Consider the following 13538-nt stretch of genomic DNA (forward strand, 5'->3'; position numbering starts at 1 on the left):
AAGTGCCCGCTCGACTTGCATGTGTTAAGCCTGCCGCCAGCGTTCGCTCTGAGCCAGGATCAAACTCTCACGTTGAAGAGATTGATCAAAGCTGATCACTACATCTTGACGAAGGCTCACATTGATCCGGGCGTTTCCACCCGAACCGTGTGAGCTTCCAAAAAGCGTATGACAGCTCGCATCCTCTTGACGACCCGGCTCACGCCGGGCCCGCAAGGACGAGCGCCGTCCACGCTTCTCTTTCTCGTATTCACTTGTCAAAGAGCGGAACTGACCTTCGCCAGTACCTTGAAGAGACCAGTAAACCACCGGGCTGCCCCGGTCAAGTCCTACTGAGATCTTCAGAAAGTCCGTCCAACCGGCTCGCCGTTGCTTCGGCACCGCGTCGGGAGGCGCCGTATAGGACGCCCCGCATTCCCGTGTCAACAACCCTTTTGCCGGCATTGCGAAGACGGCTCCGGCTTGCACCGGGCGGATGGCTCGCGATTCGGCTCGAGGAGATCACCGACCCGCCATGCGCAGCGTCGGCAGCGATCGCAGAGGTAGGGTCGGTCCTCCGATTCCGCAAGACCGGAGCCAGGGGACCTGCCCATTGTGGACGCGAGAGCGGCCGCCCTGCCCTTCCCGGAGGCGCGGATACATGAGCGCCCGCTCCGGCCGAGGCAACGCGAAGGCCGGTCGCGTCGTTGGTATCTCGATGTGAGGGCGCCCATGGCCACGATTGCGATCCTGATCGGCACGCAGGCGGGGGCGCGGCTCCTGGCCGCCACCTCGGAACGGGAGGCGGCCCTCTCGGCCGAAGCCTTCTTGCAGCGCCTGCCCGTGCGGGCATTGCCGGCGCCGCTCTGGGTCCAATGCGCCGATCCCGGCGTCACCGGTCGTCTGACCGGCTATCTCAGCGAGCTGCAGGCCGAGCGGGTGCGCGAGCGCGACGCCCGGGTCTGACCCGAGATCTAGTCGGGTCCACCGGATTCCCTTGTCCCACATCCTGCTCTAACCCGGCGGGCATGAGCGACGCACCCGATTCAAGCCGGTTCGAGCCCCTGGCCGCCGGCGAGCCGGCCTCCCTGCGCAGGCTCCTGCGCCTGATGGCCGATCTGCGCGATCCCGAGCGCGGCTGCGCCTGGGACGTCCGGCAGACCTTCGCGACCATCGTGCCCTACACGATCGAGGAGGCCTACGAGGTCGCGGACGCGGTGGCGCGGGGCGACCGGGACGATCTGCGCGACGAGCTCGGCGACCTTCTCCTCCAGGTGGTGTTCCACGCCCGCATGGCCGAGGAGGAGGGCGCCTTCGGGTTCGACGACGTCGCCCGGGCGATCGGTGACAAGCTGGTCCGCCGCCACCCGCACGTGTTCGAGCCGGACGGGACCCCCCTCCCCGCGGGCTCGACCCTGCGCGACCCGGCGCAGGTCGAGGCGCAATGGGCGGCGATCAAGGCGCAGGAGCGGGCGGCCCGGGATCCCGGTGCCGCCGAACCGGATCCGCTGGGCGGCGTCGCCCGCGCCCTGCCGGCTCTGGCCCGGGCGGAGAAGATCTCCCGCCGGGCGGCGGCCTACGGGTTCGACTGGGGCAACGCCGCCCAGGTGATCGACAAGGTCCGGGAGGAGACCGACGAGGTCGCCGAGGCCCTGGCGGCCGGCGACCCGCAGGCCCTGTCGGAAGAGATCGGCGACCTGCTGTTCTCGGTGGCCAACCTCGCCCGGCATGCCGGGATCGATCCCGAGACCGCCCTGCGCGACGGCACCGCCAAGTTCGAGCGCCGCTTCGCCGCCATGGCCGCGCATCTGAAGGCCGCGGGCGGTGCGCTCGGGCGCTCGGATCTCGCCGCCATGGAGGCGGCCTGGCAGGCGGCGAAGCGGGACGAGACGGCGTAGCGGGCGCGGCTTTCGCCCGCATGGCACGCCCGGACGTGAGGGGTCGACAGGTGGCGCGTCGCGCTTATCCTTCGGCCATGCGCATCCTCCTGCCCGCCCTCGCCGTCCTCGCCGCGACCCTCGCCCTCCCCGTCCGAGCCGAGACGATCGTCAAGGAACGGTTCGGCTGCCACACCCAGGAGGTCACCGACCGCCTGTTCAAGCTGGTCATGGCCGGCGATGAATCGGGCTTCGGCCAGCTCCTGAACGGCAGCCTGGCCAGCGGCGAGTGCCGGACGTGGAAGCCCGGCGAGCAGGTCCGGCTCGAGACCCGGACGATGACCTACGGGTGCCTCGCCCTCACGAGCGGGCAGGATCGCTGCTACTGGACGCCGCTCAGCGCCATCGAGGCGGCGAAGTAGGATCTCGGGGCTCCGCCCCGGACCCCGCCAAAGGACTGAGCCCTTCGGGATCCCGGATCTCCAGGAAGGCGGAGGAGCGGGGGCCCTCCTCCGCCGCGGCCGTACTCAGGCCGCCTTCTTGGGGGCCTTGCCCTTCGGGGCCTCGGCATCGTCGTCCGCCGGGGTGCCCTCGGCGTTGATCGTCTCGGCGATCTTGGACAGCAGCGCGTCGGTCTTCTTCTCTTCCTGCAGGGTCTCGTCGAGGAGCTTGGCGGCCTCCTCGTGGCCGAGCTGGCGGGCCCAGGTCTTCAGGGTGCCGTAGCGGGCGATCTCGTAATGCTCCACCGCCTGGGCGCAGGCGGCCAGCACCGCGTCGGCGGCCGGGCTGTCGGCGAAATCCTCCAGATCCTCCTCCATCTCCGAGGTGATGCCCTGCATCGCCTCGCAAGTTTTGGCGCGGGCGGGCTTGCCGATGATCTCGAACACCTGGGTCAGGCGCTCGACCTGCTGGGCGCTCTCCTCGGCATGGGTCTCGAAGGCCTGGCGCAGCTCCGGGTGCTCGGCCGCCTTGGCGGACTTCTTGAGCGCCTTCACGGATTGCTTCTCGGCATAATAGACGTCCTTCAGGGTCTCGTAGAAGGCGTCGTGCAGCGTCTTCGGCTTGGCCATGGCGGTCTATCTCCGATACGGGCCGCGTTCGGGAACGCGGCTTCCGGACGGGGAACGCCGGTCGGGCCCGACGGGTCCGGGCGAAATCTTCGCCCTGTGGAGGAACCTTTCGGGCCGGCCGGGACCGCTCAGTCGCCCTTCCGGCCCGGGCCCGATCCCCGCGGGCCCTCGACCTTCGGTGCCCGCGATGCGGGCGCAGCCGCCGGCTTGGGCCGCAGGCGGTCGAGGACGGCTTCGATGGCGCGCTCGACCTCGGCCTGCTCCGGCAGCGTGTCGGCGATCGGTGTCGTGCGGCCGGCCGCGCGGCGCTTCGTCATGTCCATCGCCCGTATCGGGGCCGGGCGACGCGATGTTCCAGCGCGTGCGGCGACCGCGCCACAGTCTATCCGCGGCGATCCCAGGATCAAAGCCTGCCGTGAGCCAGAGATCCCGGGATCCTGTGATCACGGTTTCTCAGGCATTGCTGGCCGGCGCGGCCGCCGTCCCGTCCGGGGCCGCGCGAATGCCGGCTCGCCGGCGCGCTCGATAGGCTGTCGCCTCAGCGGCGGCGGACCGGCCAGTCGATCACGCCGCCGGCCCAGAGCGCCGCCCAGACGAAGACCGGCTGAAACGCCAGCCTTGGGCCGTGGTACCACCAGGAATCCGGGATGCCGTCGACATGGACGGCGTCGAAGGCGTGCTTGAGGTTGGCCGGGTAGACGCAGACCGCGTAGAGGGCGAGCCCGATCGCGGCCGCCCGGCGCAGCGACCGGGTCAGGAGCCCGATCGCCCCGGCGATCTCGCACAGGCCGGTGGCCAGGATCACCAAGCGCGGCGCCGGCACCCAATCCGGCATCAGCGGCAGCATCGCGTCCGCGGCCACGAGGTGGACGATCCCGATGCCGGCATAGATGAGGGCCAGGGCGTAGCGCAGCCGGCGGCGCCAGGTCTCGGATGTCGGCCCGGTCATCCGACCCGGTCTTCCGCGACCCCGCAGGCGCGGGCGATTGCGCTTCGCAGCGCCGCACTCAGCCGGGCCACGGCCGGGTGGTTCGGGCTGGCGAAGGCGGTGGCGCCGATCGCCGTCACGGGGGCGAGGAGCCGCAGGGAGTTCGTGAGGAACACCGCCTCCGCGCCGAGGAACTCGGGCAGGGACAGGGATTCCTCCTCCGCGCGCAAGCCGCACGCCCCGGCGAGCCCCAGCACCTCCGCGCGCACGATCCCGGCGAGCACGCCGTCGGCGAGCGGCGGCGTGACCAGCCGGTCACCGAACAGCGCGAAGACATTGCCGGTGCCCGCGCAGGCGACGCGGCCTCTCGTGTTGCAGAACAGGGATTCGTCGAAGCCCGAGGCGGCGGCCTCCCCGGCGGCCAGCACCGCGTCGAGATAGCCGAGCGTCTTCAGCCGGGCGGCGGGCGAGGTGTCGTTGCGGGCGATCCCGGTCGGCCACAGCCGCAGGGGCGCGAAGGCCGCGCCCCTGGCGCTCGGCGCCGCGGTGGCGAACAGGGTCGGATGCGGATCCGCCGGGGGCTTCAGCCCGCGCGGACCGGAGCCCCGGGTGAGGGTGGTGCGGATCGCCAGCCGGTCGGCGTCCCCCCTGCCCTGTCCGGCGAGCGCCCGCATGGCGGCGCGGATTCTGTCCGCCTCGGCGGGGATCCCGAGGGTCTCCGCCCCGGCGAAGAGCCGGGCGATATGGGCGTCCTCGAAGGCCACCCGGCCGCCCAGCGCCAGCGCCGTGTCGAACAGGCCGTCGCCCAGGGTCAGGCCGCGATCGGTGTGGTCCAGGGGCGCCCGTGTTCCAGGGACGATCGTCCCGTCACGCCACAGCATCGTCGCGCCCGTCCTGATGGCTGTGCTCGTCGCGCCAGGCGCGGGCGAGGCCCAAAAAGTTGGCGAACAGGGCGTGGCCGCCCTCGGTCAGCACCGATTCCGGGTGGAACTGGATGCCGTAGGTCGGTTGGGTCCGGTGCGAGAGCGCCATCACCTCGCCTTCCTGCGAGACCGCGTCGATCGAGAGGTGCTTGTCCATGTCGGGGCCGGGGGTGACCACCAGCGAGTGGTAGCGGCCCACCGGCATCGGCGCCGGAAGTCCGGAAAACAGCCGCTCGCCCCGGTGCTCGATCGGGGTCGCCTGACCGTGCAGCGGGCGCTGCGCCCGCGCGACCGTGCCGCCGAAGGCCGCGCCAATCGCCTGGTGGCCGAGGCAGACGCCGAGGATCGGCACCTCGCCGGACAGGTCGCGGATCGCCGGCAGGGAGATGCCGGCCTCCGCGGGGGTGCAGGGGCCCGGCGACACCACCAGGGCGTCGGGGGCGAGCGCCCGGATGCCGGCGACGTCGAGCGCGTCGCTGCGCACGACCCGGACCGTCTCGCCCAGCTCCTCCAGGTAGCGGACGACGTTGAAGACGAAGGAATCGTAATTGTCGAGGACGAGGATCATGCGAAGGCCTCGAACACCCGGGCGGCCTTGGCCAGGGTCTCGTCGTATTCCGGGCCGGGCTCCGACAGCAGGGTCACGCCGCCGCCGGCCTGCAGGACGGCCTGGCTGTCATCCATGAACACGGTGCGGATCGCGATCGAGGTGTCGAGCGCGCCGTCGAAGCCGATCCGCCCGATGGCGCCGCAATAGAGTTCCCGTGCATCGCCCTCGATCTCGGTGATGATGTCCATGGCGCGGATCTTCGGGGCCCCGGTGATCGAGCCCCCGGGGAAGGTGCCCTCCAGGAGGTCGAGGGCGTCGAGCCCGTCGCGCAGCGTCCCGGTCACCACCGAGACGAGGTGGTGGACGTTGGCGTAGGTCTCGAGCCCGCACAGGGTGGGAACGGCGACGCTGCCGGGCGCGCAGACCCGGGACAGGTCGTTGCGCAAGAGGTCGACGATCATGACGTTCTCGGCCCGCTCCTTGACCGAGGCCAGGAGCGCCTCGGCCGCCGCCCGGTCGGCCTCCGGATCGTCGAGCCGGCGGGCGGTGCCCTTGATCGGCCGGGTCTCGACGTGCCGGCCGTCGAGCCGGATGAAACGCTCGGGCGAGGAGGACGCGACGGTCAGCCCTTCGAGTTCCAGATAGGCTCCGAAGGTCGCCGGATTGGTGGCGCGCAGGCGCCGGTAGAGCGCGAACGGGTCGAAACCCTCCGGCAGGTCGGCGCTGAAGCGCTGGGCGATGTTCGCCTGGTAGATGTCGCCGGCCCGGATATAGGCGCGGACCTTTTCGACAGCCTGTTCATAGGTTTGCCGGTCGAAGTTCGAGCGCCACACGAGGTCTTTTGCGGCCCTCGGCGGCGCTTCTTCCGGCGGGATCTCGGTGCCGAGCCGGTCGGCGAAGGCGGCGAGCCGCGCCTCGGCCCGCGCCTGCCGGGCCGCCGGCTCGGTCTCGGGGAAGCCGGTGGCAACGAGCCGGGCGGTGCCGGCGGCGTGGTCGATCACCAGCACCGTGTCGTAGAGATTGACGGCGATGTCGTCGGTGAGCCCCGCCCGCCGGGCAGGGGCCGCGACCCGCTCGAGCTGCGCCCCGAGATCGTAGGCGAGATAGCCGATGGCGCCCCCCGGGAACGGGTTTTTTGGATCGGGCTCGACCCGGTAGGGCGCCAGGCAGGCCCGCAAAGCCGCGAACGGCCCGCCCGGGACCGGGCGCCCGTCCAAGGTCGCGCGCCCGTCGCGAAACCGGAAGCGCGCGAACGGGTCGGCGGCCACGATCGAGTGCCGGCCGAGCGCGTCGTGCCGCATGGCGCTGTCGAGGAAGGCCAGATCCGGCAGGGACCGCAACCGGGCGGCCGCCGCGACGGGATCGATGACGGGGATCTCTCGGGTCCAGATCTCTTGGGTCCAGATCGCTTGGGTCCACATGACCGGGTTCGGGCTCATGTCCTGAGGGCACGCGCCCCGCGCGCTGCCGTTGCACAGGCGATGCCGCGGGGAAAGCGGCAGTTCCGCGCAAGGCCGCGCCCGTCGAGGGCGGTCGGGACCCGTCCCGGGCGTGGGAGAAGGCCGGCAGGACTTGATGTGGGATCTCAGGAGCCGCCGGCAAAGCCCTGCAAACAGCCAAGTTTCGATGGCGGTGCCAGCCTCCCGCACCGGGCCGGGCACCCCTGCGGCGGCCGGTCTCGCGCGAGCGCGTTAGAACCGCTATAGGGCGCGATCCCGAACGCCGATCCGCGCGCTCCGTGCGACCCGATCCACCGGCTGCACGCGAGGGTGGCGTCCGACCCGTCTTCCGAATGCGACCATGACCGCAACCGCCACGCCCGCACCTCAGGGGGCTACCCCCGGGGCCGCCCCCAAAATCTCGTTCGTCTCGCTGGGCTGCCCCAAGGCCCTGGTCGATTCCGAGCGGATCCTCACGCATCTGCGCGCCGAGGGCTACGAGCTGGCCCGCCGCCACGACGGGGCGGACGTGGTGATCGTCAACACCTGCGGGTTCCTGGATTCGGCCAAGGCGGAATCGCTCTCGGCGATCGGCGAGGCCATGGCCGAGAACGGCCGGGTGATCGTCACTGGCTGCATGGGCGCGCAGCCCGAGGAGATCCGCGAGAAGTATCCGGACCTGCTCGCGGTCACCGGGCCCCAGGCCTACGAATCCGTGCTGGCGGCGGTCCACGAGGCGGTGCCCCCGGCCCACGACCCGTTCCTCGATCTGGTGCCGCCGCAGGGGATCAAGCTCACCCCGCGCCACTACGCCTACCTGAAGATCTCGGAAGGCTGCAGCAACCGCTGCAGCTTCTGCATCATCCCGTCCCTGCGCGGGAACCTCGTCAGCCGCCCGGCCGGCGACGTGCTGCGCGAGGCGGAAAAACTGGTCAGAGCCGGCGTGAAGGAGCTCCTGGTCGTCTCGCAGGATACCAGCGCCTACGGGGTCGATGTCCGCTACAGTGAGAGCCCGTGGCGCGACCGGAGCGTGCGGGCGAAGTTCTACGACCTGACCAAGGAGCTCGGCGAGCTCGGGGCCTGGGTGCGGCTGCACTACGTCTACCCCTACCCGCACGTGGACGAGGTCATCCCGCTGATGGCCGAGGGCAAGGTCCTTCCCTATCTCGATATGCCGCTCCAGCACGCCAGCCCCTCCGTGCTCAAGCGGATGCGCCGGCCCGGCAACCAGGAGCGCCAGCTCGACCGGATCCGCAGCTGGCGGCAGACCTGCCCGGACCTCGCCATCCGCTCGACCTTCATCGTCGGTTTCCCGGGCGAGACCGAGGCCGAGTTCGAGGAGCTGCTGGCCTGGCTGCAGGAGGCCAAGCTCGATCGCGTCGGCTGCTTCGAATACGAGCCGGTGGCCGGCGCCACCGCCAACGCGCTGGGCGACCTCGTGCCGCCGGAGCTGAAGGCCGAGCGCAAGCGCCGGTTCATGGAGACGCAGAACGCGATCTCACTCCGGCTCCAGCGGGCCAAGGTCGGCAAGCGGCTGGCCATGATCGTCGATTCCGTCGAGGGCGGGATCGCCAAGGGCCGGTCGAAGGCCGACGCCCCCGAGATCGACGGCACCGTCCACGCCGCCTTCCGGCGCCCGGTGCGCCCCGGCGACATCGTCACCGTGAAGATCGACCGGGCCGACGCCTACGACCTCTACGGCAGCGTGACCTGAGGCGGCCCGCCGCCCGCGCGGGATCGGACGAGCCTCCGACCCACCCCCTCATCCTGAGGGGCCGCAGCGCAGCGGAGGCCTCGAAGGAGGCTCCAGCCGGCCGCGCGATCCCTGGAAGCCTCCTTCGAGGCCGCTGACGCGGCACCTCGGGATGAGGGGGTGAGGCGGATATCCCTGTTGAGGTGCGCGCGACCCGCCTTGACCCCGCCGCCCCGCCGCGCTCTTTCGGAACAGATCAAGAACTCGAGCCGGACCCCGAGGCGGCGATGGATCCGGAGGTCGCCCTCCGCAAGATCATCCATATCGACATGGACGCGTTCTACGCCTCCGTGGAGCAGCGCGACGATCCCGCCCTGCGCGGGCTGCCGCTCGCCGTGGGCGGCTCCCGGGAGCGGGGCGTGGTGATGGCCGCGAGCTACGAGGCGCGCCGGTTCGGCGTGCGCTCGGCCATGCCGTCGGCCACCGCCCGGCGGCTCTGCCCGGACCTGCTGTTCGTGAAGCCGCGCTTCGAGGTCTACCGGGCGGTCTCGGAGGAGATCCGGGCGGTGTTCGCCCGGCACACGCCGGTGATCGAGCCCGTGGCCCTGGACGAGGCCTATCTCGATGTCACCGAGAATCTCTTGGGCCTTCCCACGGCGACGGCCGTCGCCAAGGCGATCCGGGCGGAGATCCTGGAGCGCACCGGCCTCGTCGCCTCCGCCGGGGTCTCGTACAACAAGTTCCTGGCCAAGGTCGCCTCCGACTACCGCAAGCCCGACGCCCTGTTCGTCATCACCCCGTCCATGGGGCCGGATTTCGTCGCCGCCCTGCCGATCGGCCGGTTCCACGGGGTCGGGCCGGTCACCGAGGCGAAGATGAAGCGGCTCGGCATCGAGACCGGGGCCGATCTGCGCGCCTGGGATCCGGACCGGCTGCGCGAGGCCTTCGGGTCGGCCGGGGCCTATTACCACGCGGTCGCCCGCGGGCTCGACATGCGGCCGGTGCGCGCCCACCGGGTGCGCAAGTCGATCGGGGCGGAGACCACCTTCTCGGAGGATACGGCCGCTTTCGACGTCCTGGCGGCGCGGCTCGCGCCCCTGTTCGACAAGGTCTGGGCCGGGGCGGATGCCAAGGGGATGCGGGCCCGGACCGTGACCCTGAAGCTCAAATTCTCGGATTTCGCGCAGGTCACCCGGGCGAAGTCGCTCTCCGCCCCGGTGGCCGACCGGGCCGCCCTCGAGCGGATCGGCCTGGACCTGCTCGCCGGCCTGTTTCCCCTCAGGCGCAGCGCCCGGCTGATCGGGATCGCGCTCTCGGGCTTCGAGCAGGGGGAGAAAGAAGAGCCGCTGCAGCTCGGGCTGGGACTCTAGGGGCGCGTCCGGGCCGCCGGAACCGGACCGATGCGCCGGGTTCCCGGTGTCGCATCCTCCTTTTTCCCGAGGGCCGGACACCACCTTTCGGAATGATGCTCCGATCCGTCGCAGGCGCACCATGGTGCGCTGCCGCGTCCATTGTGCGGTGCCACACGTCGGCTGCGGCTCGGCAACCACAGATGGGGGTCATCCCGTGCTGTCGGGGATCGCCCGAACCGCGCCCACATCAAAGGATCCGCCCCATGTCGAAGCCCTTCTCCCTGGCCCTGGCGGCCGCTCTGCTGCTGGGCGTGCCGGCGGGCGCCGCCCGCGCCGACAACACCGCGTCGTTCGGGGCCGCCAACGCCGCCCTCCTGCGGGGCTACACTGCGAGCCCTCCGCAGCTCTACGTTTCGTCGGGCAGCCCGGGCTACGGCTTCCTCAGCGACGGGACTACCCCCACCGATGCGATCACCGCGCCGCAGCGGTCGAGGGCGCCGGCCCGCGCCCGCTGACGCGAAGCGGCCCGGGCCAGGCGGGCCCGGGCTTCCTGGATCAGGCGTTCTTGCGCGGGCGATGGTTCGGGTCGATGCCGCCGTCCGGCTTGGTCTCGTTCTCGACGTCGCCCTCGAAGGTCGAATCCGCCTCCAGGTCTTCCGGGTCGGCGCCGCTCATGCCCTTGGACGTGCCGATGCCGGGATTGCCCTTGAGGTCGGCGTCGGTCGGGGTCTCGGTCTTCGGGTGCTTGGATGACATGGCCTGACTCCTGTCGGGTTCCGGAGCCGGGCCAACGCGTCGGGCTCCGGGCGGTCGCCCGCCGCGCATGCGGCGGTTCGCCTCCCGGGGGCGTTCAGGCGATCGCGTTCGAGCCGATCCGGCGCACGCCGGCCGCCGTCATTCGGGCCCAGGCCGCTTCGACCGACCCGTCGAGGTCGATCCCGCGCACCGCATCCGCCACCACCCAGACGTCGAAACCCGCCGCGCGGGCATCGAGCGCGCTCCAGAGCACGCAGAAATCGGTGGCGAGGCCGCACAGGACGACGCGGGAGATGCCGCGCTCGGTGAGCGCGCCGGCCAGCCCGGTGCGGGTGGTGCGGTCGGCCTCGAGAAACGCCGAGTAGCTGTCGACGCGCGGGTCCAGGCCCTTGCGGACCACCAGGCTCGCCCGGTCGGTGGCCAGCCCCGGCGCGAAACCCGCCCCTGGGCTGCCCTGGACGCAGTGCCGGGGCCACAGCACCTGCGGGCCGTAGGGCAGTGCCACCGTCTCGAACGGGGCCCGCCCGGGATGGGTGTCCGCGAAGGAGACATGGTCGGCCGGATGCCAGTCCTGCATCAGCGCCACGTGCCGGAAACGGTGCTGGAGCGCGTTGACCGGCCCGACCACCGCGTCCCCGTCCGGGACGGGGAGGGCCCCGCCCGGCAGGAAATCGACCTGCACGTCGATGACGAGGAGCAGGTCGGCAGCGCCGGGTGTCACGGCAGCATCACGATCGAGCCGGTGGTCTCCCGGCCGGCCAGGTCCCGGTGCACCTGCTGCGCCTCGGCGAGCGGGTAGGTCGCGTTGACGGCGATCTTCACGGCGCCGTCGCCGACCACCTTGAACAGGCGGGCGGCCGCCTCCTCCAGGGTGGCGCGGTTGGACGAGAAGGTCGCCAGCGTCGGCCGGGTCACGTAGAGCGAGCCGCGCGGGGCGAGCAGGCCGAGATCGAGCCCGGTGATCGGCCCGGAGGCCGAGCCGAAGCTCGCCAGCAGGCCGAGCGGCGCGAGGCTGTCGAGCGAGCCCATCAGGGTCGCCTGGCCGACGCCGTCATAGACCACCGGCACGCCCTTGCCGTCCGTCAGCTCGCGCACCCGCTTGGCGACGTCCTCCTGGCGGTACAGGATGACGTGGTCGCAGCCGTTCTGCTTGGCCAGCTCCGCCTTCTCGGGGCTGCCGGCGGTGCCGATCACCGTGGCGCCGAGATGCTTGGCCCATTGGCAGGCGATCAGGCCGACGCCGCCGGCGGCGGCGTGCCACAGGATCGTGTCGCCGGGCTTCACCGCGTAGGTCCGGTGCAGCAGGTACTCGGCGGTCAGGCCCTTGAGCATCATGGCGGCGGCGGTCTTCTCGTCGACGCCGTCGGGGATCGGCACCGCGGCGGCGGCCGGGATCACCGCCTCCTCGGCGTAGCAGCCATCCGGCACCGAGCCGTAGGCCACCCGGTCGCCGGGCTTGATGTTCGAGACCCCCTCGCCCACCGCCGAGACGGTGCCGGCGCCCTCCTTGCCGGGGGTGTAGGGCAGGTGCGGCGACTTGTAGGCGCCGGTGCGGAAGTAGATGTCGATGAAGTTGACGCCGATGGCGGCTTGGCGGACCCGGATCTGCCCGGGGCCGGGCTCGGCCAGGGGCACGTCCTCGAACTTCATCACCTCGGGGCCGCCGTACTCGTAGACCCGGATCGCCTTCGGCATCGTCGTACTCCGCTCGAGCCCCGTTGCGCCGGGACGTCGCGGACTCGAGATAACGGAGCACCCGCCGGAGGCAATTGCTTTTTGCCGTTCGCCCTGCGGTTGCGGCCCGATCTGAAACCCGAATCCTGGATCCGGCGGCCCGCGCCGCCTATCTTGGTCCCGCCTACCCTCCGACCGGAAGTCGCGAACCAATGTCCGGCACCACCCGCACCAGCGCCGACCTCGATCCGCGCCGCCGCCGCCTCCTGTACCGGTCCTGGCACCGGGGCATCCGGGAGATGGACCTGATCATGGGCCGCTTCGCCGATGCCGAGATCGGGACCCTGTCGGAGGCGGAGCTCGACCAGTTCGAGGCGCTGATCGAGGTGCCCGACCGCGACCTGTTCAAGTGGCTCACCGGCGAGGTCGAGACGCCGTCGAACTACGACACGTCGGTCTGGCGCCGCGTGCGCGCGTTCCACCGGCACGACGCGCCGATTCATTCCTGAGAGCGAAAGCCCGCGATGGACGAACCCAAGCCGACCTACGACCATCCCGCCCGCTCGATCGCCACCGAGCTCGTGGTCCGCATCATGCTGGAGATGATGGAGCGCAGCGACCCGGCGCTGCGCGCCGAGATCCTGCGCCAGGCCACCGGCCGCGCCGCCGCCATGACCGAGGGCATGCCCAATGCCGACTTCTTCCGCGGCCGGGTCGAGGCCGCGCTGGCGGAGATCGTCGGGCCCGACGCGTAGGAGCTGGGGCTCAGCGCCCCTTCCCGGCCGCCTGCAACGGATGCTGTCCAATCAGGTTTTTGCCTTTGAACAGGCCAGGATGTGACTCCTGGCGGGAGAGGGGGCGAGTTGCAGTCTGCAAGAGCGACAGTGCCTCAAACCTGTGTCGCTTGCTCCCAGAAGGCATCGTCGAGGCTGGGATGATCCGGGTCGGATGCGCCCATGCGCTCGATCTCTTCGTCCGTCAGGGCCGCGAGCTTGACGCGGTCGCTCCGGGTAACCACCGGCCGGAACGCGCCATCGCGATGACGTTGCAGCAACGTTCCATCCGCTCCGCGCGTGAACAGGATCGCGTCGTCATGCGCCGTGGCGGATTCCCCTGTGATCGTCCGGCGCGGTGAAAGTGCCGCGCCCCGGCAGGCGCGCGCCTCCCCGAATCGCACCGGGAGACACGTTCCCCGCTGGAGCGCCGCCGCCATATAGGACATCGTCAGCCACCCCAACGCCGCCGTCGGGATGCTTTATCACGACGGCTCAATGGGCTAACGCCGGCCCGCGTCAGC

At 71.2% G+C, this 13538-nt stretch carries 18 protein-coding genes and 1 rRNA gene; 8 read left to right on the top strand and 11 right to left on the bottom strand.

Translation table 11 applies throughout. The annotated features are described in order from the left end of the window. Nucleotides 1–75 (bottom strand): 16S ribosomal RNA (locus BMZ47_RS22750); the annotation flags it as partial. Nucleotides 76–711: 636 nt separating this feature from the next. Here BMZ47_RS22750 and BMZ47_RS22755 point away from each other — a divergent pair. From BMZ47_RS22755 to BMZ47_RS22765, 3 genes are all read left to right on the top strand, one after another. After that, entirely contained in the window at nt 712–945 is a 234-nt protein-coding gene (locus BMZ47_RS22755) for a hypothetical protein (RefSeq protein WP_007559087.1), read from the top strand. A 62-nt stretch (nt 946–1007) separates the two neighbouring features. After that, nucleotides 1008–1877: a nucleoside triphosphate pyrophosphohydrolase gene (gene mazG, locus BMZ47_RS22760; RefSeq protein ID WP_091864323.1), complete on the top strand. Its 870-nt coding sequence runs from the start codon at nt 1008–1010 to the stop codon at nt 1875–1877. 77 nt (nt 1878–1954) lie between these two features. Next, a complete protein-coding gene (locus tag BMZ47_RS22765) occupies nt 1955–2278 on the top strand; it encodes a hypothetical protein (RefSeq protein WP_007559091.1) in 324 nt (107 codons plus the stop codon). Nucleotides 2279–2383: 105 nt separating this feature from the next. Here BMZ47_RS22765 and BMZ47_RS22770 read toward each other — a convergent pair whose 3' ends face one another. The 6 genes from BMZ47_RS22770 to pabB form a co-directional block, all read right to left on the bottom strand. Next, nucleotides 2384–2926 (bottom strand): YciE/YciF ferroxidase family protein, encoded by a 543-nt coding sequence (locus BMZ47_RS22770; RefSeq protein WP_091864324.1) that lies wholly within the window; start codon nt 2924–2926, stop codon nt 2384–2386. Between the two features lie 128 nt (nt 2927–3054). Continuing rightward, nucleotides 3055–3249: a hypothetical protein gene (locus tag BMZ47_RS22775; RefSeq protein ID WP_091864325.1), complete on the bottom strand. Its 195-nt coding sequence runs from the start codon at nt 3247–3249 to the stop codon at nt 3055–3057. A gap of 215 nt (nt 3250–3464) precedes the next feature. Then, nucleotides 3465–3875: a DoxX family protein gene (locus BMZ47_RS22780; RefSeq protein WP_007559097.1), complete on the bottom strand. Its 411-nt coding sequence runs from the start codon at nt 3873–3875 to the stop codon at nt 3465–3467. Next, on the bottom strand, nt 3872–4735 hold the full coding sequence (locus BMZ47_RS22785) for an aminotransferase class IV (protein WP_091864326.1): 864 nt from the start codon (nt 4733–4735) through the stop codon (nt 3872–3874). Before BMZ47_RS22785 ends, BMZ47_RS22780 begins: the two co-directional genes overlap by 4 nt. Further along, entirely contained in the window at nt 4722–5345 is a 624-nt protein-coding gene (locus BMZ47_RS22790; RefSeq protein ID WP_091864327.1) for an anthranilate synthase component II, read from the bottom strand. The genes BMZ47_RS22785 and BMZ47_RS22790 overlap by 14 nt, the downstream gene beginning before the upstream one ends. Further along, nucleotides 5342–6748, bottom strand: coding sequence for an aminodeoxychorismate synthase component I (pabB, locus tag BMZ47_RS22795; protein WP_244536912.1), 1407 nt, complete (start codon nt 6746–6748; stop codon nt 5342–5344). The genes BMZ47_RS22790 and pabB overlap by 4 nt, the downstream gene beginning before the upstream one ends. 379 nt (nt 6749–7127) lie before the next feature. Here pabB and rimO point away from each other — a divergent pair, with 379 nt between their 5' ends. The 3 genes from rimO (at nt 7128) to BMZ47_RS22810 (ending at nt 10326) form a co-directional block, all read left to right on the top strand. Then, entirely contained in the window at nt 7128–8480 is a 1353-nt protein-coding gene (gene rimO, locus BMZ47_RS22800) for a 30S ribosomal protein S12 methylthiotransferase RimO (protein ID WP_091864328.1), read from the top strand. Nucleotides 8481–8746: 266 nt separating this feature from the next. After that, entirely contained in the window at nt 8747–9829 is a 1083-nt protein-coding gene (gene dinB / locus BMZ47_RS22805; protein ID WP_091864329.1) for a DNA polymerase IV, read from the top strand. Between the two features lie 245 nt (nt 9830–10074). Beyond that, entirely contained in the window at nt 10075–10326 is a 252-nt protein-coding gene (locus BMZ47_RS22810; protein WP_091864330.1) for a hypothetical protein, read from the top strand. A 40-nt stretch (nt 10327–10366) separates the two neighbouring features. Here BMZ47_RS22810 and BMZ47_RS22815 read toward each other — a convergent pair whose 3' ends face one another. From BMZ47_RS22815 to BMZ47_RS22825, 3 genes are all read right to left on the bottom strand, one after another. Continuing rightward, nucleotides 10367–10567 (bottom strand): hypothetical protein, encoded by a 201-nt coding sequence (locus BMZ47_RS22815; RefSeq protein WP_007559109.1) that lies wholly within the window; start codon nt 10565–10567, stop codon nt 10367–10369. A 94-nt stretch (nt 10568–10661) separates the two neighbouring features. Next, nucleotides 10662–11288, bottom strand: coding sequence for a bifunctional nicotinamidase/pyrazinamidase (gene pncA / locus BMZ47_RS22820; protein WP_091864331.1), 627 nt, complete (start codon nt 11286–11288; stop codon nt 10662–10664). Then, on the bottom strand, nt 11285–12262 hold the full coding sequence (locus tag BMZ47_RS22825; protein ID WP_091864332.1) for a quinone oxidoreductase family protein: 978 nt from the start codon (nt 12260–12262) through the stop codon (nt 11285–11287). Before BMZ47_RS22825 ends, pncA begins: the two co-directional genes overlap by 4 nt. Nucleotides 12263–12453: 191 nt before the next feature. Here BMZ47_RS22825 and BMZ47_RS22830 point away from each other — a divergent pair, with 191 nt between their 5' ends. Both BMZ47_RS22830 and BMZ47_RS22835 read left to right on the top strand, forming a co-directional pair. Next, the gene (locus tag BMZ47_RS22830; protein ID WP_091864333.1) at nt 12454–12750 is read left to right on the top strand and encodes an FAD assembly factor SdhE; all 297 of its coding nucleotides are present in this window, start codon (nt 12454–12456) and stop codon (nt 12748–12750) included. 15 nt (nt 12751–12765) lie between these two features. Continuing rightward, nucleotides 12766–12996: a hypothetical protein gene (locus BMZ47_RS22835; RefSeq protein WP_007559116.1), complete on the top strand. Its 231-nt coding sequence runs from the start codon at nt 12766–12768 to the stop codon at nt 12994–12996. 134 nt (nt 12997–13130) lie between these two features. Here BMZ47_RS22835 and BMZ47_RS22840 read toward each other — a convergent pair whose 3' ends face one another. After that, a complete protein-coding gene (locus BMZ47_RS22840) occupies nt 13131–13454 on the bottom strand; it encodes a hypothetical protein (RefSeq protein WP_091864334.1) in 324 nt (107 codons plus the stop codon). Nucleotides 13455–13538: the final 84 nt, after the last annotated feature.

The sequence above is a fragment of the Methylobacterium brachiatum genome, assembly GCF_900113845.1.
In the GTDB taxonomy this organism is placed as follows: Bacteria; Pseudomonadota; Alphaproteobacteria; order Rhizobiales; family Beijerinckiaceae; genus Methylobacterium; species Methylobacterium brachiatum.

Bases quoted from the DNA above. Each gene is read 5' to 3' on its own strand.
- BMZ47_RS22755 (WP_007559087.1), top strand. From the start codon at position 712: ATGGCCACGATTGCGATCCTGATCGGCACGCAGGCGGGGGCGCGGCTC.
- mazG (WP_091864323.1), top strand. From the start codon at position 1,008: ATGAGCGACGCACCCGATTCAAGCCGGTTCGAGCCCCTGGCCGCCGGC.
- BMZ47_RS22765 (WP_007559091.1), top strand. From the start codon at position 1,955: ATGCGCATCCTCCTGCCCGCCCTCGCCGTCCTCGCCGCGACCCTCGCC.
- BMZ47_RS22770 (WP_091864324.1), bottom strand. From the start codon at position 2,926: ATGGCCAAGCCGAAGACGCTGCACGACGCCTTCTACGAGACCCTGAAG.
- BMZ47_RS22775 (WP_091864325.1), bottom strand. From the start codon at position 3,249: ATGGACATGACGAAGCGCCGCGCGGCCGGCCGCACGACACCGATCGCC.
- BMZ47_RS22780 (WP_007559097.1), bottom strand. From the start codon at position 3,875: ATGACCGGGCCGACATCCGAGACCTGGCGCCGCCGGCTGCGCTACGCC.
- BMZ47_RS22785 (WP_091864326.1), bottom strand. From the start codon at position 4,735: ATGCTGTGGCGTGACGGGACGATCGTCCCTGGAACACGGGCGCCCCTG.
- BMZ47_RS22790 (WP_091864327.1), bottom strand. From the start codon at position 5,345: ATGATCCTCGTCCTCGACAATTACGATTCCTTCGTCTTCAACGTCGTC.
- pabB (WP_244536912.1), bottom strand. From the start codon at position 6,748: ATGTGGACCCAAGCGATCTGGACCCAAGAGATCTGGACCCGAGAGATC.
- rimO (WP_091864328.1), top strand. From the start codon at position 7,128: ATGACCGCAACCGCCACGCCCGCACCTCAGGGGGCTACCCCCGGGGCC.
- dinB (WP_091864329.1), top strand. From the start codon at position 8,747: ATGGATCCGGAGGTCGCCCTCCGCAAGATCATCCATATCGACATGGAC.
- BMZ47_RS22810 (WP_091864330.1), top strand. From the start codon at position 10,075: ATGTCGAAGCCCTTCTCCCTGGCCCTGGCGGCCGCTCTGCTGCTGGGC.
- BMZ47_RS22815 (WP_007559109.1), bottom strand. From the start codon at position 10,567: ATGTCATCCAAGCACCCGAAGACCGAGACCCCGACCGACGCCGACCTC.
- BMZ47_RS22825 (WP_091864332.1), bottom strand. From the start codon at position 12,262: ATGCCGAAGGCGATCCGGGTCTACGAGTACGGCGGCCCCGAGGTGATG.
- BMZ47_RS22830 (WP_091864333.1), top strand. From the start codon at position 12,454: ATGTCCGGCACCACCCGCACCAGCGCCGACCTCGATCCGCGCCGCCGC.
- BMZ47_RS22835 (WP_007559116.1), top strand. From the start codon at position 12,766: ATGGACGAACCCAAGCCGACCTACGACCATCCCGCCCGCTCGATCGCC.
- BMZ47_RS22840 (WP_091864334.1), bottom strand. From the start codon at position 13,454: ATGGCGGCGGCGCTCCAGCGGGGAACGTGTCTCCCGGTGCGATTCGGG.